The sequence below is a fragment of the Thiovibrio sp. Mzg5 genome (assembly GCF_055379285.1).
Genome location: NZ_AP022872.1, coordinates 1,881,083 through 1,900,860, shown reverse-complemented (window position 1 = coordinate 1,900,860; position 19,778 = coordinate 1,881,083). Strand labels below are relative to the sequence as shown.

The 19,778-nt window shown below is 58.0% G+C and carries 22 protein-coding genes; 12 read left to right on the top strand and 10 right to left on the bottom strand.

What is annotated here, in order from left to right:
- The 10 genes from pyrF (at position 1) to recQ (ending at position 8,997) form a co-directional block, all read left to right on the top strand.
- Positions 1-708: an orotidine-5'-phosphate decarboxylase gene (pyrF, locus tag ACZ46D_RS08655; RefSeq protein WP_464927045.1), complete on the top strand. Its 708-nt coding sequence runs from the start codon at positions 1-3 to the stop codon at positions 706-708.
- A gap of 225 nt (positions 709-933) precedes the next feature.
- Positions 934-1,182 (top strand): hypothetical protein, encoded by a 249-nt coding sequence (locus tag ACZ46D_RS08650; RefSeq protein WP_464927044.1) that lies wholly within the window; start codon positions 934-936, stop codon positions 1,180-1,182.
- Between the two features lie 163 nt (positions 1,183-1,345).
- Positions 1,346-1,648 (top strand): hypothetical protein, encoded by a 303-nt coding sequence (locus ACZ46D_RS08645; RefSeq protein ID WP_464927043.1) that lies wholly within the window; start codon positions 1,346-1,348, stop codon positions 1,646-1,648.
- Positions 1,649-2,133: 485 nt separating this feature from the next.
- Entirely contained in the window at positions 2,134-2,415 is a 282-nt protein-coding gene (locus ACZ46D_RS08640) for a ferritin family protein (protein WP_464927042.1), read from the top strand.
- 259 nt (positions 2,416-2,674) lie between these two features.
- Positions 2,675-3,127, top strand: coding sequence for a hypothetical protein (locus tag ACZ46D_RS08635; RefSeq protein ID WP_464927041.1), 453 nt, complete (start codon positions 2,675-2,677; stop codon positions 3,125-3,127).
- 107 nt (positions 3,128-3,234) lie between these two features.
- On the top strand, positions 3,235-4,125 hold the full coding sequence (locus ACZ46D_RS08630) for an NAD(P)/FAD-dependent oxidoreductase (RefSeq protein WP_464927040.1): 891 nt from the start codon (positions 3,235-3,237) through the stop codon (positions 4,123-4,125).
- 72 nt (positions 4,126-4,197) lie between these two features.
- On the top strand, positions 4,198-4,494 hold the full coding sequence (locus tag ACZ46D_RS08625; protein ID WP_464927039.1) for a hypothetical protein: 297 nt from the start codon (positions 4,198-4,200) through the stop codon (positions 4,492-4,494).
- Positions 4,495-4,512: 18 nt separating this feature from the next.
- Complete coding sequence (locus ACZ46D_RS08620) at positions 4,513-6,219, top strand: 2-oxoacid:acceptor oxidoreductase subunit alpha (RefSeq protein ID WP_464927038.1); 1,707 nt, start codon at positions 4,513-4,515, stop codon at positions 6,217-6,219.
- Positions 6,216-7,067: a 2-oxoacid:ferredoxin oxidoreductase subunit beta gene (locus tag ACZ46D_RS08615; protein ID WP_464927037.1), complete on the top strand. Its 852-nt coding sequence runs from the start codon at positions 6,216-6,218 to the stop codon at positions 7,065-7,067. Before ACZ46D_RS08620 ends, ACZ46D_RS08615 begins: the two co-directional genes overlap by 4 nt.
- 115 nt (positions 7,068-7,182) lie before the next feature.
- A complete protein-coding gene (recQ, locus tag ACZ46D_RS08610; RefSeq protein WP_464929276.1) occupies positions 7,183-8,997 on the top strand; it encodes a DNA helicase RecQ in 1,815 nt (604 codons plus the stop codon).
- 25 nt (positions 8,998-9,022) lie between these two features.
- Here the strand turns inward: recQ and ACZ46D_RS08605 are convergent, their stop codons facing one another.
- Together ACZ46D_RS08605 and ACZ46D_RS08600 are read right to left on the bottom strand one after the other, a co-directional pair.
- Entirely contained in the window at positions 9,023-9,487 is a 465-nt protein-coding gene (locus ACZ46D_RS08605; protein ID WP_464927036.1) for a NanQ anomerase/TabA/YiaL family protein, read from the bottom strand.
- Positions 9,488-9,590: 103 nt separating this feature from the next.
- Positions 9,591-10,565 (bottom strand): LysR substrate-binding domain-containing protein, encoded by a 975-nt coding sequence (locus ACZ46D_RS08600; protein ID WP_464927035.1) that lies wholly within the window; start codon positions 10,563-10,565, stop codon positions 9,591-9,593.
- Between the two features lie 232 nt (positions 10,566-10,797).
- On the opposite strand from ACZ46D_RS08600, the gene ACZ46D_RS08595 reads away from it, so the two are divergent.
- Both ACZ46D_RS08595 and ACZ46D_RS08590 read left to right on the top strand, forming a co-directional pair.
- On the top strand, positions 10,798-11,403 hold the full coding sequence (locus tag ACZ46D_RS08595) for a PilZ domain-containing protein (RefSeq protein ID WP_464927034.1): 606 nt from the start codon (positions 10,798-10,800) through the stop codon (positions 11,401-11,403).
- Complete coding sequence (locus ACZ46D_RS08590) at positions 11,381-11,818, top strand: hypothetical protein (RefSeq protein WP_464927033.1); 438 nt, start codon at positions 11,381-11,383, stop codon at positions 11,816-11,818. Before ACZ46D_RS08595 ends, ACZ46D_RS08590 begins: the two co-directional genes overlap by 23 nt.
- Before the next feature lie 133 nt (positions 11,819-11,951).
- On the opposite strand, the gene ACZ46D_RS08585 is transcribed toward ACZ46D_RS08590, so the two are convergent.
- The 8 genes from ACZ46D_RS08585 to ACZ46D_RS08550 all read right to left on the bottom strand — a co-directional run bounded on the left by ACZ46D_RS08585 (position 11,952) and on the right by ACZ46D_RS08550 (position 19,724).
- A complete protein-coding gene (locus ACZ46D_RS08585; RefSeq protein ID WP_464927032.1) occupies positions 11,952-15,203 on the bottom strand; it encodes a DUF748 domain-containing protein in 3,252 nt (1,083 codons plus the stop codon).
- A gap of 95 nt (positions 15,204-15,298) precedes the next feature.
- Positions 15,299-15,754, bottom strand: a complete 456-nt coding sequence (locus tag ACZ46D_RS08580; protein WP_464927031.1) for a phosphatidylglycerophosphatase A family protein — start codon at positions 15,752-15,754, stop codon at positions 15,299-15,301.
- The gene (gene larC / locus ACZ46D_RS08575; RefSeq protein ID WP_464927030.1) at positions 15,755-16,948 is read right to left on the bottom strand and encodes a nickel pincer cofactor biosynthesis protein LarC; all 1,194 of its coding nucleotides are present in this window, start codon (positions 16,946-16,948) and stop codon (positions 15,755-15,757) included.
- Complete coding sequence (locus ACZ46D_RS08570; protein ID WP_464927029.1) at positions 16,941-17,702, bottom strand: TVP38/TMEM64 family protein; 762 nt, start codon at positions 17,700-17,702, stop codon at positions 16,941-16,943. Before ACZ46D_RS08570 ends, larC begins: the two co-directional genes overlap by 8 nt.
- Entirely contained in the window at positions 17,699-18,616 is a 918-nt protein-coding gene (gene fmt / locus ACZ46D_RS08565; protein ID WP_464929275.1) for a methionyl-tRNA formyltransferase, read from the bottom strand. The genes ACZ46D_RS08570 and fmt overlap by 4 nt, the downstream gene beginning before the upstream one ends.
- A gap of 33 nt (positions 18,617-18,649) precedes the next feature.
- Entirely contained in the window at positions 18,650-19,165 is a 516-nt protein-coding gene (gene def / locus ACZ46D_RS08560) for a peptide deformylase (RefSeq protein ID WP_464927028.1), read from the bottom strand.
- 59 nt (positions 19,166-19,224) lie between these two features.
- The gene (locus tag ACZ46D_RS08555; protein WP_464927027.1) at positions 19,225-19,497 is read right to left on the bottom strand and encodes a type II toxin-antitoxin system RelE family toxin; all 273 of its coding nucleotides are present in this window, start codon (positions 19,495-19,497) and stop codon (positions 19,225-19,227) included.
- Entirely contained in the window at positions 19,497-19,724 is a 228-nt protein-coding gene (locus tag ACZ46D_RS08550) for a toxin-antitoxin system, antitoxin component (RefSeq protein ID WP_464927026.1), read from the bottom strand. Before ACZ46D_RS08550 ends, ACZ46D_RS08555 begins: the two co-directional genes overlap by 1 nt.
- Positions 19,725-19,778 lie beyond the last annotated feature (54 nt).

Genomic DNA, 19,778 nt, shown 5'->3' with positions numbered 1-19,778 from the left:
GTGAAAGATATTCCCTTAAAAGAACGGATCATCCTGGCCCTCGACGTGGAAACGCCGGAACAGGCCAAGGAATTGGTAAAAAAAACCGAGTCCCATCTGGGCTTTTACAAGGTCGGGCTGCAGCTGTTCATGGCCGATTGGTTCCAGACCGTTGACTGGCTGGTGGACCGGGGTCATAAGGTGATGCTTGACCTCAAGTTTTTTGATATCCCGGAAACCGTCAAGCTGGCCGTGGCCCAACTCCGGAAACACGGGGTGAGCCTGGCCACGGTCCACGGCAATGACCCGATCATCCGGGCGGCTCTGGAGGAAAAAGGCGGGATCAAGCTGCTGGCTGTGACCGTGCTCACCAGTTTTGGCGAAGAAGACCTGCGGGCCATGGGCATGACCCAGTCCATTGAGGATTTGGTTTATTTTCGGGCCAAACGGGCGTTGGAGCTGGGCTGTGACGGAGTGGTCTCTTCCGGCCTTGAGGCCGCCCGGTTGCGCGACGGACTCGGAGAGAGGCTGTTGCTGGTCACGCCGGGGATCAGGCCAGGGGCCAATGTCCTCGACCATGCCGACGATCAGACCCGGATCATGACCGCCGGCCGCGCCATCAAAAGCGGCGCCGATCAGGTAGTTGTGGGCCGTCCCATCTCCAAGGCCGTTGATCCCATCGCGGTCATTGACGCCATGCAGCAGGAGATTGCCCAGGCCCTCCAGTAAGGGAGGAGCCTGACGAACCTTCTGAGCACCGGACTTTCCTTCTCCCCCTATTTTCTCCCAGAAAATAGCGACTCTTTTTTGTGCGTGAGAAATACTTTTCTGCCACAAAGTCCACCTGGACAAGCCTCCGGGGCAACTTTTTTCCCACCTCTTTACATCCCTTTTCTGAAGGCCTATATTAATATAATAAGAAGCCAGAATAACCGAACAACAGGAGGATATGCCATGCACACCAAAGAAGAACTGTGTGAGAAGATCAAGGCGGTTTTCCCGGAGATCGGCGCCTGCGGTATCGACCTCATGGTTGATTACGACAAGAACAATAAGGCCTGGGTCGTTGACCTTAAGAAGGACAAACACGAGCTCAAGACCTTTCTGGAGGACTCCGAGGCGCAACAGTGCATGGACGGCAAGCAATGCGTGTCGTTGGGGCTGCAGATCGGTCAGCTCAGGAAGAATATCGAGCAACTGTAGCAGGTCACCATTACCTAAGAGGCTGAAACAACTAAAAAACAAACCGGATGCTCAACCCCTCATTTTTAGAGGATAAAAAAAGGAGGTGCGTCCCGAAAACACAGTGCATATTCAATGATACGGGCCAGTCTCAATGTGACAACTTCAACCAAAGGGGTGGGTCATGGACGTTAAGGATTATTGCAGGAATGTGGATACGGAACTCACGGCGTGGAAAGCGAAATTGTATAATGTCATCCGCCAGATGGATAAATTGCCGACAGGCGACAAACAGCGGATGTATGAAAAGGTCAATGGCTTGAATATTGTCATGACCGAGCTAGATGACCGCCTTGATCAACTACGGACGGCGTGCCCAACAGAGTGGAGTCCGGCGCGGAAAGAAATCAAAGGGAAAATAGCCGATCTGGGAAACAAGTACGAGGAGGCCGCACGCGAGTTTTTTGACTATGAGGTTGGCGGCTGACCCCTTTTTTTGGTTTTCAGATTGATTAACCCTTGTGATTCATTGGCAAATCCCGAAAGGAGGAAGCCCCATGCCTTCATTACTATGTCCCGAGTGCCAGCACGAACTTCTGCCCAGTGACCTTGTCGCCCAAGGGGATCATATTATCTGCGGGCGCTGTAGCAGGGAAATATATGAAAAAATAAAGCCTGCCGATAAATTGAAATGCCCGAAGTGCGGCGAGGTTGGTGAACGCAAGACCTTTGTCCTGACTGAATCGTGTTGCTCTGGATAGCCAAGGCTGCCCCGGATTGTCGGGGTAATTACCCGTAATCCGGGACGCAGTTCTTTTAGGTTCAGCCAGGAACTTTCAGGTCTGCAATCAACACTGAAGGGTAGGCCTGCAAAGATTTCCATATATCCGTTCGCGGTGAATGCAACAGTTCTGCAATGGCAAACTCCCTGGCTAGAACATTTCCTAACGTATTGTTTTCGGGAGGAGAAAGATGCTGGCGACCATTCCTTTTAATCTAGAGAAAATCCCCAAGGACGAGGTGGATAAAGAGCTCCTTAGGGCAGCCATCATTGCCGAACTGGACGCGATTAATCTGTATGAGCAGATGGCGAACCTTACAAGAAACAAAGATCTAAAAATTATTTTTCTCGATGTTGCCAGGGAGGAAAAAACCCATGTGGGTGAGTTCCAGGCCTTGCTCCTACAGAAAGATAAGGAACAGCAGCATGAACTTGAGAAGGGCAAGGAAGAAGTGGACGATTTGCTCAAGTGAGGGGGAAATATCCGGCTGGTGACGGGAAGGCCTCTGGGCATGCCCGCAGGGCCAGGTAGGCCTGCGTCCGGCAAGATTTTTCCACATGAGTGTGAAAAGGATGTTGGGTTTCTCCACTAACACCATACGAGGAGGAATAACCATGACAACAAAAATTCAATGGCGCACGGAAATGGACGATGCCCTGTGTCTGGGGCAGAAGGCGGGTAAACCGATCCTGCTCGATTTTTTCAACCCCGGCTGAATTGGCTGTCAACAGATGGATACAGTTACGTATCCCGAAAGTAAGGTTGTCCGCTTCATCGAAGAAAATTTTATCCCGCTCCGCGTCGCGTTTGACAGCAAGCCCCATGCGGAGAAGTACAACGTCAAGTGGACGCCTACCATTATAACCTTGAGTCCGGAAGCCCAGGAACATCACCGGACCGTGGGGTTTCTCGGACCCGAGGAGCTGATTCCCTCGCTTCTGTTGGGGCTTGGCAAATATCATTTTGAAAATGATCGTTTTGACGAGGCCTTGGCCCGCTTTGAGCAACTGGTTGACGGGTATGGTCAAAGCGGCAGCGTTCCGGAGGCCATCTTTCTGACCGGCGTCTGTCGCTACAAGCGGTCGCACGACCCTAAGCCGTTGAAAGCGGCCTATGAAAAGCTGAGCGCTGCTTTCCCCGACAATGAATGGACCAAGCGCGCCTATCCCTACCGGCTCCTCTGAGTAACGGCGCAACGGATCAGCCGAGACTGCCTCGCGCGTCCGGCTGATCCGCGTGTTCCGCCCTGTAAACGATTTCCTGCCGCCGGGGGGAGGACCAGGAAAGGCTTATGAAACAAAACAGCTACGACTGTATCATCATCGGGGCAGGGCCTGGCGGTTTGCAGGCCGCCATCCATCTTGCCCGTTATAACCGCAAGGTTCTTCTCATTGATCACGGCGGCGGTCGGACCCGTCATGCCCTGCATATCGAAAACTATCTCGGTCTCGAAATCACCTCTGGCAAAGAGCTCGTTGATACCGGCATCCGGCAGATAAAATCCTTTGGCGCCGAATTCAGACGTGAGCATGTTGCCTCGGTGCGGGCCGAGAATGGTTTTATTGTCAGCACGGAAAAGGACGAGTACCAGGCGCCCTATGCCATCGTTTCCGCTGGGGCTGTCGAGCATCCGCCAAAAATCAAGGGGATGAACCGGTTCTTCAGCCGGACGGTTTTTACCTGTGTTGACTGCGACGGCTACCGCACCACCGGCAAGAAACTCGTCATCCTCGGCGATTCTCTCGATGCCATGCGCCTTGCCTTTGCCATGCGGCAGATGTTTACCCCGGATATCACCCTCATCCTCCCGAACGGTCTCATGCCGGACGACCACGCCGAACTGCTGGCCGAGGACGGCATTGCCTTTCTGGTCGGCACTCCGCAGGAATTTCTTGGCGATACGGCGTTGGCCGGCGTGCAGCTGGCAGACGGGCAGGAGATTGCCTGCGAGGTGGTCATGCTCAGTTATGATTACACCTTAAACGATTCTTGCCTGGCCGGGCTTGCCCTGAAACGGGAGGGCAACGGGACCACGCTTGCAACCGATCATGCCTGTGAAACCTCTGTTGAAAACCTTTTTGCCCTGGGCGCCCTCAAGGCGGGCAAGGCCCAGGCCATCATTGCCGCCGGTCAGGGAGCCATGGTGGGCATCGAGATTAACCGCCGGCTGCTGGACCTGTGAACAGGCGACGGGAGATTGGGATTTTTCCCATCCCCGTTGACCATGAACCATCCACAATGAAGGAGGAGCGTCATGAAACGTCAGGTTGAAATGGAAGAAACCATGCTGCGTGCGCATCGGGATTTTCTGGGGCATCTCGAAAAATCCCTCAATCTTGTGGCTCAGGATATTGAAGAGGCCGGGGAGATGACGCATATCTGCACCGATGAGTGGTGCATCGCCACCGAGAGCGTGCTCGATGAGCTGGCCAAGGTAATTTTTGCGATCAGCGAACCGCGCTGGCTTGCCAAGGAAGACTCCAAGAAGATCAGCGACCTGCGCCATCGCATCCACGACCTGTATGCTCGCTATAAGGCAGTCAAAAAATAGTACAGGGAGCCACGGATCATGCCACTGGACATCCATCTGCTTATTGGCGGGGAAGCCGGTCAGGGGTTGGTCACTATCGGTCAGTTGCTCGGTAAGGCGCTGGTCCGTGCCGGCTATGAGATTTTTGTCAGCCAGAGTTATCATTCCAGGATTCGCGGCGGGCACAACACCTTTGCCATTCGCCTGGGCAAGGGGCCATTTTTCGCGCCCCGCGAGTCCATTGATATTCTGGTGGCGCTCAATGCCGAAACCGTGGCGCTGCATCGCGGCCAGCTGACCAGCGGGGCATTGCTCATTGCTGATTCCGCCTTTGCCCCGGATCTGCCGGGCACCATTGCGGTGCCCTTTGCCGAACTTGGTCCGGAGCGGCTCTGGAACACCGCGGCCCTCGCCCTGCTCGGCGAAATCTTGGGTATTCCCTCAGAACCGCTCTATCAGGCGCTGGAGGCGATGCTCGGCAAAAAACATCCGGAAGCCTTGGCCGAAAACCGGGAGGTCATGGAGAAAAGCCGGGTCTGGGCTGCGGCCCATATGCCGGAGCATGGCTTAACCCTGACCGGCGGGGCACCGAAAGCGGATCGTCTTTTGCTGAGCGGCAACGAGGCCATTGCCTTGGGCGCTCTGGCCAGCGGCCTCAAGTTCTGCGCCTTTTATCCCATGACCCCGGCCACCTCCATTGTCCTTGAGCTGATCAGCCATGCCGAGGTCATGGGCTGCGTGATCGAGCAGGCGGAGGACGAGATTGGTGCCATCAACATGGCCATCGGCGCGGCTTTCGCCGGAGCGGTCAGCATGGTGGCCACCTCGGGCGGCGGTTTTGCCCTGATGGCCGAGGGGGTCAGTCTGGCCGCCATGACCGAAACGCCGCTACTGATCGCGGTGGCCCAACGGCCCGGTCCGGCCACCGGCATGCCCACCCGGACCGAGCAGGCGGATCTGGAATTCGTCCTCCATGCCGGGCATGGCGAATTTCCTCGGGCGATCTTTGCCCCGGGCAGCATCGAGGCCTGCTACCAGTTGACCCAGAAGGCCTTGGCCCTGGCCGAGCAGGCCCAATTACCGATTTTTCTCCTGACCGACCAGTTCCTGGCCGATTCCTCCCGGCCGGTGGCGCCTTTTGACCTGGCGGCCATCGCCCCGGTCAGGACGGGGGAAGAGCCGGATGCCGTGGCGACCCCTTACCAGCGCTATCGTTTTACGGACAACGGCATCTCGCCCCGCCTGTTGCCGGGAATGTCAGCGCATCTGGTGGTGGCGGACAGCGACGAGCATGACGAAGACGGCCATATCAGCGAAGACCACGGGGTGCGCATCGGTATGGTGGAGAAGCGGCTCCGTAAATCCGCGCTGCTCAGGCAGGAGGCCGTTGCCCCCGAGCTTACCGGGGAAAAAGGCGCGGACCTCCTCCTCGTCTGCTGGGGCTCCAGCCAGGGTCCTGTGCTGGAGGCTGTCGCTGATCTGCGCGGACAGGGGAGGAGTGTCGCCAGCCTCCATTTTTCCCAGGTCTGGCCGCTGGTCCCGGCCCAGTTTGTCGATATTCTCCAGGCTTCCGGCAAGGTCGTCTGCGTGGAGGGTAATGCCACCGGCCAGTTTGCCCGACTCATCCAGCGGGAGACCGGCTTTGCCATGCCAAGCCGGATAGCGCGCTATGACGGGCTGCCCTTTACCGCTCGTTACATCCTGGATCGTCTGGAACGCCTTACAGCTGGGGAGGGAAAAGTATGACATCCATCGAGGAATACGGCAAATACGAAACCGCCTGGTGCCCCGGTTGCGGCAATTTCGGGATTCTCAATGCCCTGAAGCACGCCCTGGTTGCCTGCGACCTTGCGCCCCATCAGGTATTGTTGGTTTCCGGTATCGGCCAGGCAGCTAAAACCCCGCATTATCTGAAGGCCAATGTTTTTAACGGCCTGCATGGCCGCAGCCTGCCCGTGGCCATCGGGGCAAAGCTTGCCAATCCGAAACTCACCGTGATCGCCGAAAGCGGCGATGGCTGCATGTACGGAGAAGGGGGCAACCATTTCCTCGCGGCCCTGCGCCGCAATCTCGACCTCACCATCCTGGCGCACGACAATCGGGTGTACGGTCTTACCAAGGGTCAGGCCAGCCCCACCTCGGAGCAGGGGTTCGTGACCAAAGCCCAGCCCCACGGCGCTTTTGCCGCGCCCTTCAACCCGGTGGCCGTGGCGGTGACCATGGGCGCCTCTTTTGTGGCCCGCGGCTATGCCGGCATGCCGGAGCATCTCGCCACCCTCATCGCCCAGGCCATCAAGCATCGGGGCACGGCCTTGGTCGATATCCTGCAACCCTGCGTGTCGTTCAACAAGGTCAACACCTATCAATGGTACAAGGAACATTGTTATGAACTTGGTGAGGACCATGATCCGGCCGATCATGGCCAGGCCCTGCGCATCGCCCTGGAATTCGGGGAGCGTATTCCGCTCGGCGTTATCTACCAGATAGAAAAGCCGCTCTTCGAGGAACAGTTCGCGGTCCTCAAAAACGGGCCGCTTGCCCTCCAGGAGGTTTCCCGGGAGGGATTGCAGCATGCAATGCAGCGCTATGTTTAGGAAGCTGTCAGGCGGTAATTTTTTTCGGGATAGGCGATAAAGGGTGGCGGGAGTGTTGCCGTGATGGGTAAGATCAAAGATCGATTAAAAATATGGGAGAAGATCTTTGAATCGCATGCACACCACCCCCCTGGAAAGCCTCAAGAAGATATTCGGTTATACCACCTTTCGACCCCCGCAGCAGGAGATCATTGAAGGACTCATCCGGGGGGAAGATGCCTTTGTCCTGATGCCCACCGGCGGCGGCAAGTCGCTGTGTTATCAGATCCCGGCCCTGCACCGTAAAGGCGTGGGCATCGTGATTTCCCCTCTGATTTCCCTGATGAAGGATCAGGTGGATGCCCTGCTCGCCTGCGGGGTGCGGGCGGCCTTTTACAACTCGTCCCTCAAGAGCGAGGAGGCCCGCCAGGTTCTTGCCCAGTTGCACCGGGAGGAGTTGGACCTGCTCTATGTCGCGCCGGAGCGGTTGATGAGCGACGGGTTTGTCGAGCGGCTCCGCGAGATCCCCATCGCCCTGTTTGCCATCGACGAAGCGCACTGCATTTCCCAGTGGGGCCACGATTTCCGTCCCGAATACGCCAAACTCGGCCAGCTGCGCAAGCTCTTTCCCGACATCCCCCTGATCGCCCTCACCGCCACGGCCGAGCCCCATACCCGCAAGGATATCCTCGAACGTTTGGGTCTGAACCCTTCCCAATGCTATGTCTCCGGCTTTGACCGGCCCAATATCCGCTACACCGTGCTGGAAAAACACAAGCCTGTTGCCCAGCTTGCCAATTTTTTGCAGGGGCGGCGGGAGGAGGCAGGGATCGTCTACTGCCTGAGCCGGAAGCGGGTGGAGAAGGTGACGGAGCAGCTGCGGGAGGCCGGGTTTTCCGCAGCCTCCTACCATGCCGGGCTGCCAGCGGGGCAGCGGCAGCGGGTGCAGGAGGATTTCCTGCGGGACGATGTCCAGATCATCGTTGCCACAGTGGCCTTCGGCATGGGCATCGACAAATCCAATATCCGCTATGTGGTGCATTACGACATTCCCAAGAACCTCGAAAGCTATTATCAGGAAACAGGCCGCGCCGGCCGCGACGGGCTGGCCGCCGAGGCTCTGCTCCTGTTCGGCTATGGCGATATCGCCCTGGCCCGCGGCCTGATCGAGAACAGTGACAATGCGGAACAGAAGCGGATCGAACTCCACAAACTCAACACCATGGTGGGCTTTGCCGAGGCCTTGAGCTGCCGGCGCCAGGTGCTGCTCGGCTATTTCGGCGACCGTCTGGAGCAAGACTGCGGGAATTGCGATATCTGCCTCAACCCCCCGGAATTGGTCGATGTGACGGAAGACGCCCGCAAGGCGTTGTCCTGCGTTTTTCGGGTGGAGCAGCGTTTTGGGGTGGGGTATGTGATCGAGGTGCTGCGCGGCTCAAAAAAGGAGCGGCTCCTGCAACTGGGGCATGACCGGCTTTCCACCTATGGCATCGGTGCGGACAAAAGCCAGGAGTACTGGGGCAGCATTCTCCGTCATCTGGTGCAGCAGGGGTATCTGGAACAGGATGTGTCCAACTACTCGGTGCTCAAGCTGAGCGAGGCGGCCCGGCCCCTGCTGCGCGGGGAGCAAACCCTGAGCATGGCCAAACCCAGGGCCAAGGTCGCTGCCTTGCCCAAGGCGGTCCGGCGCAAGGTCGGCGATCTTGAGTGCAATCAGGAGCTGTTTGCCAGGCTGCGCGTGGTGCGAAAGAGTTTGGCCGACGAGGCCGGGGTGCCGCCCTTTGTTATTTTCAGCGATGTCGCCCTGGCTGAGATGGCAGCCCAGCTGCCCACCGACAATGAGGCCTTTTTGCGAATCCACGGCGTCGGCGCCCACAAGCTGGAACGCTACGGGGCGGATTTTCTTGGCGAGATTCAGGAGTTTTGCAAGACAACCGAGGGAGAGGATTAGAGCTTTTTAAGGGGAGGGGATAAACTCACAAGAGATGCATGCCTACCTTGACCACCACCTTTTTGGTGAAGACTGGACCCTGTTTGGTCATCAGCGATGGCATATGGGCATCGTGGGGGAACAACGCCATAAAATTTCCTGGGAATAAATCCACCCGGAGCAATCCTTGTTTGGGGTGTTTGTATAACTCCACATCCTTAACCCCGTCATACGGTTTTTCAATCTCCAGTTCATCGGCCTGTCTCCAGCCAATCACCTCTTCGCCAGTGATAACTACCTGAATATCCAGATATTTCCGGTGCGCTTCCAGCTCGGAGATTTCCGGAGCGCGGGTTTCATAGCTCATAACAATGGCGAAGAGGTCATCGCCAAGCAATGGGTACTTTTTTTCTTCCGCGTCGTGGGGCAACGAGAGGAGAAAATCAAAGGCCAGCTGCCATGCTTTGCCAAAGGGGTACGATGTACAATGATGCAAACGATCAACTATCATAAGTTGTCAATTCCTCTGGGGTTGTTGTTCCGCGCCGGTCCAAATCCCGCTCTGTTTACAGAAGTAACTCCACCCTGTCAAGCTGTGGGATAAGAGCACCGGCTCACGCCCCTGGCTGCTGGCAGGATTTTGCCAGCAGATCCTGCAGTTTCCAGAGCGAGGAGAGGCAGGCGCAGCCCTGACTGCACTCGTTGAGCAGGGCGCAAAAGTTGATGAATTCCTCCATCAGGTTGGTGGTGGCTTTTTTCTTGTATTGGATGATCTGCAGGGTTCGTTGCATGTCGATGCCCTCCACGGGCAGCCCTGCCAGCCACCCCTGTTCCACTTCCCGGCAGACCGCCAGTTTCGAGAGGCAGGCGACCCCTGCCCCCGATTCCACCGCCTTTTTGATGGCCTCGGTATGGCCGAGTTCCATGACCACCTTGAGTCCGGTGACGTGGCGGCCCAGTTTCTTCTTGAAGATCTGGGCCGTGCCCGAGCCCTTTTCCCGCATGACCCACTCGCATTTCTCCAGATCCTCCGGCACCCGGAAGGTCTTATGGGCGCCTATTTCGCTGGCCGGGCTGGCGATCACCATCAGCTCATCCTGAAGCCAGGGGATCGTGGCAATCTGGTCATTGCTGACCTCGCCTTCCACAAAACCCAGATCCATGCTGCCGCCGACGATGAGTTCCTCGGCATGGCTGGTGTTGCAGACCTCCATGTCGATGGCGACCGAGGGATGCATCTGCTTGAAGGCGCCGATCAGGTAGGGCAGGACATAATTGCCGACGGTGGAGCTGGCCACGATTTTGAGGGCGCCGACAACCTTGTCCTTCTTCTCGGTCATCATGGTCTCGATGTTGTTGATCTGGCAGAGGATTTCCTTGGCGAACGGCAGGAGGTAGCGGCCACGGTCATTGATCAACAGAGTGCGGCCCCGGCGGTCAAAAAGAGGGCCGCCCAGTTGGTTCTGTAACTCGCTGAGGGCCATGCTCACCGCCGATTGGGTCAGGAACAGTCTTTCGCTTGCCTTGGTCACCTGCTGGGTTTCGGCTACGGCAACGAAGATTTCCAGTTGTCTCAGGGTAATGCTCATCAGGGGTTCCTCGCGTGATGATGGTTGGGCTGGCATTCTTCCTCAGTATTTACCATAAGTAAAACTTGCCATAAACATCTATATTATTAATTTTTATTTATCATTGGGGTTCGTTACAGTGTCTTCAAGGTCAAGGCAGCACGGGAGAGGAAACAGGCAAGGGTCGTTTTCCTGGGCCCAAGGGTCTGGCTGGCCGAGTCGAAAGATATTTCAGCAAAAAGGAGGAATGGTCATGGGAAAGTCAGAAGATGCCATCTGCAGGATTGCCCCGGTTCGCAACGCCACTCCGGTCAGAAGTGGAGAGGCGTCGGCAAATCGGGCGGGAAACTGGTTCGATACCGGGGGCGGCAAGCATGCCCACGTCAGCCATGTACCGGGCGAGCAGCACGGGAAATTCCCCCGCTTCACCCCGCGCCTGGAGATGTATGTGTTTCATCAGGGGGTCGGCCGAGTGCTCGACATCAGCATGGGCGGCGTCTCGTTTTCATACATTGCCGACAATCCTCCGCCGCAGGAACTGCCGGTGGAAGGAATTCTCTTTACCCACAGCGGCCAGCACATCCAGGGGATTCCCTTTGAGATCATGGCCGATGAGGTGTGTTCCCGTTTTTTTTCAAGCGACTATTTCGTCAGGGAAAGACGGGTCCGTTTTGGCGAGCTTTCCGAGGGACAGATCAGGCAGCTGGAAAGCTTTATCCTGACCAATGCCCATATCCCGCAATTTTCCTACGACACGCGGTACACGGAGTACAAATCCGTGTATGCCACCTCGGGACTGCCTTATTTTGAGAGGAAAGTGCGGGCGAGGGAGGAGCATGCGGGTGTACGCCTGGCTTGACCGAGCCGACATCAGGATTTCCGCGGGGATGGACCGTTACTGCCAGCCCCTGATGCGGTACTCTATCGCCTTCATCTTTATCTGGTTCGGCTTGTTGAAGCCTTTGGGCATGAGTCCGGAAGCGGAGCTGATCAAGCGGACGGTCTACTGGGTTTCTCCGCAGATTTTCTTGCCGGTTCTCGGTTGGTGGGAAGTTACCGTAGGCCTGTGTCTCCTCTATCGGCCGTTGATCCGCATCGCCCTGCTGTTCCTGCTTCTCCAGTTGCCGGGGACGATGCTGCCCTTGCTCCTGCTGCCGGAAATTTGCTTTACCCATCCGCCCTTTGGGTTGTCCTTGGAAGGGCAATATATCGTGAAGAATATCTTTTTGGTGAGCGCGGCTTTTATGATTGGTGGCAAGGTCCGCGCCCAGTGATCGCCCTCAGCACCGGCTGCGCCCTTCCCTCGTGGCCGGGGCGACTGCGGCCTTGTCCAGCCTTTCTCCCCTGGCAAGGCCGCAGAGTTTTTTTTAAGAATGTGGGGGATATTTTCCGGCAGGCGCTGATTTTTCAGCGAAGGCTTAATTCGAGCTTGGCAGGGACACCCTCCTCCTGTTCTTCGGTCTGCACGGGAGCGCCGGTGCTTATCCTGGCGGTATCCCCTCCGAATCGGCTTGTGAGTTCCTGGACGATGGCCAACCCACGTTGTTCGGCCAAGGTCTGCAGCTCCGCTTGGGGCAGGGGTGCGGTTTCCACCAGATGGTCAAACAGGGCTCGATAGAAAGCGGAATCCTCGCTGGCCCTTCCGAGCAAGGCAAGAGCCGGATTGACCCGCTTGACCTTTTGGCCGGTGGTTTCTTCATAGCCGGACTGAAAGGCGGCCAACTTGTCTTCGCCCAGTTTTTCCAGGGCGCGTTGGGTTTTGGCGTTGTCAAAGGCCGGGGAGCCCGGTTTGGTCCCAAATTTCTGTACCAGGGTCCGGCGTAGCTGCGATCTCTTGATTGCCGTACCGTCAAGGCCAGGCTCAAACCCGCCATGCACGGTGAGTTGGAGCTGTTGCCGTTTGCCAAGAGCCTCTGCCACATTTTTAAGTTTTTCCTGCTCAGGTGGAGCCAGCTCCGCCCGGCCCGGTTCGAAGAGGATGGTGTCCGGATTTTCGGAACTGGTGCCGAACATGGAGCCCAAGGCGCGAAAAGGCGCGGTCACGATCTTGGTGAGCAGATTGAACAACGCCTGCCTGATCACGTGCCCGTAAGAGAATTCCGGATGGTCGATGTTGCCCCGGATGGGCACCGCGATATCGATCTTGCCCTCGCTGTCGGTGAGCAGGGCAATGGCTAGGTCCAGGGGCAGGTCCATGGCGCTTGGGCTCTCAACCCGCTCGCCCAGGGTAAAATCTTCCAGCACCACCGAGTTTTCCCCGAGCAGCTCGCTGTCCTTGATGTCATAGCCCAGATCGAGGTTGAGTTTGCCCGAGGCAATGCGCCGTCCGGCGAAGGTGGCGCTATAAGGGGAGAGGGGCATCATGGCGACATTGCGGAAGGTGACCTTGATGTCGGTGAACTGCTTGGGGTTGGACGGGATCAGGATGCCCTTGGCCTTGGCCTGACCGAACTCGCCGACTTTCCCCTCGAATTTGAGCGAGGCGCGGCTGGCCGGCTTGGTGGAGATGCTGGTGACCGCGCCCTTGCATTGCTCGATCCGGGTGGCAAAGGGCAGGACCAGACTCAAGTCGGCAAAATCGACCACCCCGTTATCCAGGCGGACCCGTTCCACCGCCACGGGAAAGGGCGGCTTCTTTGTTTCGTCTTCTTTTGCCTGTTTGCGAATCTTGGCCAGATTGAGGCTCCTGTCCTTGAAGATGGTGATTTTCACCCCCGGCTCCCGCAGCCGAATCTGCTCGATGGTCAGCCGGTCCGGGTTGAGTCCGAAGTCAAGGCCGCTGGCGGTAAGTTCTTTCCAGGCAAGAAGGCGCGCCCCGGTTCCCTCCTCGTTGAGCAGCAGTTTTCCGATCGTTGCCTCGCCCTTCACGGTGAGTGAAGGCTCTGTCTCGCCCGTGGCATAGCGCAGGTGCATGTTTGTCGAGAGGTTGCCGGAAACCAGGGACAGGGCGGCATGCTCTGTAACCAGGGAGGCAAGCGGCTTGAGGTTCATCTCGGTGATCCCGACCTGGCCCTCGATTTGGCCGAGTTTGCCGGCTGATTGCGCTATGGTTCCGCTCAGGCGGGTTGAGCCGCCTGAGCGTATTCCCGCCTGAGCCTCGAAGGAGACCGGTGTGTCGGCGGTGCTGCCAAAATCCTTTACCTGAGCCTTCAGGTCGGTCAGCTCATAGGTGAGGGGCGGGGTGTTTTTCTGGTCGACAAAGCCAAGGCGAAACCCGGAAACGTCGAGCTGGTTGAGCACCATTTTCCAGGGATGTTTTTGGTTCGGCCCGGTTTCTCGCGGTGTTGATTTCTGTCCGTTCACGGACCGGATGTTTTGTTTTGCAGATTTGTTGTGGTTGAGCGGATTTTGGGTATAGGTAACTTCCCCGCCGGTAAGGGCAAGACGTTTGACCAAGGCTTCCTGTCGGCCGAGGTCGAGGCTGCCTCCGGACAGCGAAAGGGCAAGATTTGCCTTCAGGCTGATGGGGGTGGCGCGGCTGGCATCGCTGTAATGCAGCCCGAGGTTGGTGGCGGTGAAAGAGTCGAGGGCAATCCGCCAAGGGGGCGTCTTGTCGGTGTCGGCTTTGGTGTTTGTGGCCGGAGGGTTAGGCGTTGCCTTGACAAGCCTTTGCCAGTTGCCGACCCCTGCGGTATTGACCATGGCCGCGAAGCGACCACCCTTGAGAATAATGGAGGGAAAGGAGATTTGGCGGGTGCCAAAGTCAATGTGGCCGTCCGAGGCGGTGAGGCTCTCGATGTTCAGGAGCGGCTCTGTCTGGTTTTTTTCGGTGAGAGATAGGCCCTGCACTTCAAGGCGGATGGGGTTTATCCGCAGCTCGGATTTTCCGTTGCTGGAGGAAAAATTGTAGCCTGCCGTCAGCTGCGCCGTGCCGGTTGGCTCCACCAGATTTAATCGGTCCTGGCAGAGGTGCCAGATTCCGGCAGGCTTGAAGTCTTTGAGTTCAATGGCGCCGGTGGCTGAGAGCGGTTCGAGTGACATTTCTCCCTGCCAGCCAAGGGTTCCGCTGTCAGGGAGGGAGGCGGAAACAGTATAGGCGCCGCGGTGTTCCGGCAGGGTGGAAATGTTTTTGAGCTCAAGGGCAATGGGTGTAACCGTGGTGCTGCTGGGCTTTGTTTTGGAATGGTCGGCTAGCTGCACCGTGCCGCCGGATAGGGCCAGGTGCTTCAGCAGCAGGCGTGGGGAAGTTTGCTTTCCCGTGTTTGGCTGCGGTTCTGATTTTGGCAGCCTCTCAATCAGCTCGGCCAGGTTGAGGCGGCCATCCTTGCCGATCACCAGATGCAGGGAAGGGCTTTCGATGACAAGGTCTCTAAAGGTCCAGGCCCGGCGGAAGACGCTTTCGAGCTCGAAGTCGACAAAGAGCCTTTGCACTGAGAAGAGCGGTTCGTCCCCGTCGTTGATTTGTAGGCGGAGGTCTTCGGCCTCGCAGGTAAAGAGCAGGGGATTGATCCGCACCTTGCCGAGCAGGAGTTTGCACCGGAGCTGCTCTTCGGCATACTGCGGAGCATAGCGGGAGATGAGGTAGGGGGCCAGGAAGAACCCCGCCATGGTATAGACGGTGAGCAGCGTGGCGAGGCTGATACCCAGGATGGAGAGCCGGCGGCGCCAGAGTGGCGGCAGGGGAAAGAACTGCCGCGCGGTGGCGAGAATTTTTGACATGGCATTCTCCGTGGGGAAAGTGTCCTTGGAACGGAGGGCGGCCCGGTTTTATGAGGCCACTACCATAAGGCCTGGGTCCAGGGGAGATTTTTCCTCTATCCTATTATAGCATAACAGAAAATTTGCAGGACGATGAGACTGTAAATCCCGGCCAGCACATCATCCAGGACGATGCCCATGCCGCCGTTGATCCGCTGGTCGATGAGGCGGATGGGGTAGGGCTTGAAGATGTCGAAAAAACGGAAAAGGAGAAAACCCAGCAGCCAGATCAAGGGGTTGTTCGGCGCACCAATGAGGGTGATGAGCATGCCGATGACCTCGTCGATCACCACCACGCCCGGGTCTTTGCGGTCCAGAATTTTTTCCGCCTGCCCGGCCGTGATGACGGCGATGAAAAAGATACCTCCCAAGGCAAGGGCATAATGGTTCGGCGCCAGTTGCCGCAGAAAAAAATGCAAGGGCAGGGCCAGCAGAGAGCCCCAGGTGCCGGGGGCCTTGGGCAGATAGCCCGCGCCAAAACCGGTGGCGATACCCATGAACAATCGATCCATTTACCTTTCCCCTTTAAACTTTTCGCGTTCGGCGCATCCCACTTCGGCGTACACCTCTTTGATCGGCACGTTGTTTGCGATTGCCACCCGTTTGCAGTCCTCATATTCCGGGGTCAATACCTCCCCGGCCGGAGTCGTTACCTTTTTTACCCGCACCTCGCCCCAGCGGGTGGGAACCGTACCCCCTTCCCGGGGCAGGGTCCAGCGCTGCTCCGTGCGGAAACGCAACCCGATGGCCGTGGTTTCGCTCAAGATGCATTCCTTAATCGGTAGGGATGCCGCCCGGTCGCAGATCACCCGCAAGAGGAAGCCGGGCCGCCCCTTTTTCATCTGGATGGGGATCAGGGCCACATCCAGGGCGCTTAAGGAAAATAGCCGTTCACTGAGATAGGGAAAGGTTTCCGGCGACCAGTCGTCCAGATGGGTTTCGATCACCTCCACCTCCAGGGCCTCGACTGCGATGCGGGCGGTGCCGAGCACCAGGCGCAGAAGATTGGGCTGGCCATTGGCCAGTTCCTGGCTGCCGGCCCCGTAGCCTACACCGGTTATGGTCATGGTCGGCATGGGGCCAAAATTGGTGGCCAGAGCCTTGACGATGGCAGCCCCGGTTGGGGTGACCAGCTCCTGGCTCAGTTCGACTCCGTAGGTGGGCACCCCATGCAGCAGTTCGCAGACTGCGGGTGCGGGCAGGGGCAGCAGGCCATGGGCACACTGGACCCAACCGCGCGGCATGGGCAGGGGGGCGCAATGCAGGTGGGTGATATTCAAGGCACCAAGACCGATGGCCGTGCCGACAATATCAACAATAGAGTCGATTCCGCCCACCTCATGGAAATGCACCGTATCCACCGGCCTGCCATGCACCTTGGCCTCGGCCTCGGCCAGCAGGGAAAAGATGGAAAGCGCTGTTGCCTTGACCGGCTCTGCGAGGTTGCTTGCGGTGATGAGCTGCCTAATATCCCCCAAGGTGCGGTGCGGATGGCTCTCAACGGTCTGGACCGAGAGCGTGGTGGCGGCGATGGCCCCGCAATTCTTTTTGCCCACGGTTAGGGTATAACCGTCAAGGCCAAGCAGGGCCAGCTGGCGTTGCAACTCCTCTTCCTGTAACCCGGCATCGAGCAGGGCACCAAGGAACATGTCGCCGCTGATCCCGGAAAAACAGTCGATATAGGCGAGGGTGCGCGGGTTAGTCATTTTTTTCCGGAGGATCAAGGTTGTTGGGGGTGTCGTTGGGAAAGGACCGTCTGCTGTAATGGGTGAGCCAGGCGAGAATCCGCTTGTGGTAGAAGGCATAGGGGATGGCGACTAGGGCGGAAAGTCCCAGGAGAATCGCAAATTTCAGATAGTTGCCTTGATAGATCTCGGCCCCCTGGAAGGAAAGGAGCAGGGTGCCCGGCATCCGGCCCACAAAGGTAATGAACAGAAATACCGGCAGCGGCATGTGGCTCATGCCCAACAGATAGGCTAGGGAATCTTTGGGGAAGCCGGGCAGGAGAAAGAGCACAAAGGGAATGATGAAATCACCCTTGCCGACCAGGTGGTTGAAGCGCCGGTAGAGGGCGGTGTGTTCCAAACGACGGCGGACCAGATCGCTCAGCAGACGACCGACCATGAAAGCCAGCCAGGAACCGATGGTAAGCCCCAGGGTGGAATAGACAAAGGCCGGCAGGACGCCGAAGAGGTAGCCGCCCAAGACGCCGCTTGCCTCGCCGGGGATGGGGGCGATTAGGACCTGGAGAATCTGCAGGGAGATGAAGATGAGCGGCGCGAAGATGCCTTTGGCCAGGATGACCTCCCGGATCTGTTCCCCGTGCTGCCGTGAATTTTGCAAATAGGAAAGGATTCTGCCGAAAAGGTTGTCCTCCTGGAGCGCGTAGAAGGTAACGGCAGCAATCCCGGCAAGAATGAGCAGAAGGTAGAAGATGCGGCTTTTCAGGAACCGGGTCATGTGGGGAACCTGATGCCAGAAGCAAGCGGTCTGCCCCGGAGAAAGGCGTCCGCGCTCATCCGCTTGGCCCCTTCAAGCTGCACCTCGCCGAGGCGGAGATAATCTTCACCCGTGGCCACCACCAGCCCTGCCTTGTTGGCTCGGCACAGGGTGCCGGGCGCTTCGCGGACAGGGCCAGGGATCACCTGCGGGGCAAAAAAACGCAGCCACTTGCCCTCCAGGGTGGTGTGCGCCATGGGCCATGGGTCCAGCCCTCTGATCTGGCAGCTGATTTCCCGGGCCGATCGGTGCCAGTCGATTGCGCTCAATTCCTTGGACAGCGGCGGGGCAGGGGTGGCCAGGCTGTCGTTCTGTTTCTGCGGGGGGAGGTTCCCTGTTTTGAGCCGTTCCAGGGCCTCGATGAGCAGCCTGCCTCCGAGTTGGGCCATCTTGACGGCCAGGGTGCCGGCGGTGTCGTCGGGTTCGATGGCCAGGCGCACCGGCAGAAGGATGTCCCCGGTATCCATGCCCTCGTCCATCTGCATGATGGTGATGCCGGTTTCCGGGTCGCCGTTGAGCACCGCCCACTGGACCGGCGCCGCGCCCCGGTATTTGGGGAGGAGTGAGCCGTGTACGTTGATGGTGCCTAAGCGCGGCAGGCTGAGTACCGGCCCGGTCAGGATACGGCCATAGGCGGTTACCACCATAAGATCCGGCTTATAGGCGCGGAGCTCTTCCAAAAACTCAGGGGTTCTGACCTTGGTCGGCTGGAGTACCGGAAGGCCCGCAGCCAGGGCCAATTCTTTGACCGGCGGCGGGGCCAGCTTGCGGCCTCTGCCCTTGGGCTTGTCCGGCTGGCAGACCACGGCGACCACCTCTTCTCCGTGGTCGAGAAGCGCCTGCAGCGAGGGCACGGCAAAATCCGGGGTGCCCATGAAGATGATGCGGTACCTGTTGGTTGCCACCGGCTATTGCTCCTCTTCGGCTTTGAGCATTTTCTTGAGCTTCTTTTTGTAGAGCGTTCGCTTGAGGGAGCTGATCCGGTCGATGAACAGGGTGCCGTGCAGGTGATCGAGCTCGTGCTGGATCACCCGGGCGTAATAGCCTTCCGCCTCGAAACTCATGGGCTGGCCGGTGATATCCTGCGCTTCCACCCAGATCTTGGCATAGCGGGGTACGTTGCTGCAATACTCCCGCACGCTGAGGCACCCCTCTTCGTCGATCTCTTGACCCTCGCCCTTGATGATCTTGGGGTTGGCCAGCACGATCAGCTCCCTGGGCGCATCCTTGGGCGAAATATCAATGACGCAGAGCTGCAGGGGGATGTTGATCTGCGGGGCCGCCAGGCCGACGCCGGGGGCGTCGTACATGGTTTCCGCCATGTCGGCCACCAGCTTTTCAAGTTCGGGGCCGAAGTCGGTCACCGGCTTGGCCGTGTCTTTAAGGATGGGAAAGGGGTAGGTGACAATCTCTCGCAGAGCCATGATGTGTCCTTAACTATGGTTGACGCTTTGAAAATGAAAACCGATGACATCTCGGTTCGTTACACCCTGCCGTGCACCTCTTCATAAACCCGGCTGCGGTGTTTGATGGCAAATACTACCACCTCGTTGTTGCGAATGGCATACACCACCCGCCAGTCTCCCACGCGAAGTTTCCAGTATCCTGCCAGTGTGCCCCTCAATGGCTTGCCGTAACGGGACGGGTCGGTGGTCAGGCGGGTTTCAATCGCAATTTTTATTCGTTCCCGCATGGCCTTGGGAAGGGCAGCGGCATCATCCTTGACCTCTGGATGAAAAACAACGGGAAAAGGCATCAGCCGAAAACCTGATCAGCAGTCAGGGCCTTGTTCCGGTCAAAGTTTGCCGCCCGGGCATCAACCACCTTGGTCAGGGCGATGTCCTCGCGCAGTTCCAGCGATTCCAGAAGCAGATCGTGGGCCACCGAGGAAAGGGACGCACCGTCCTGCGCGGCCAGTTTGGCGATGGTTGCGTACAGGTCTTTTTCGCAGACAATGTGGATGCGGGGATTGGGTGTCGGCATGGTATGCTCCTTATTTTTTACAAACTGTAACACTAGTGGTGCACCATGTCAATG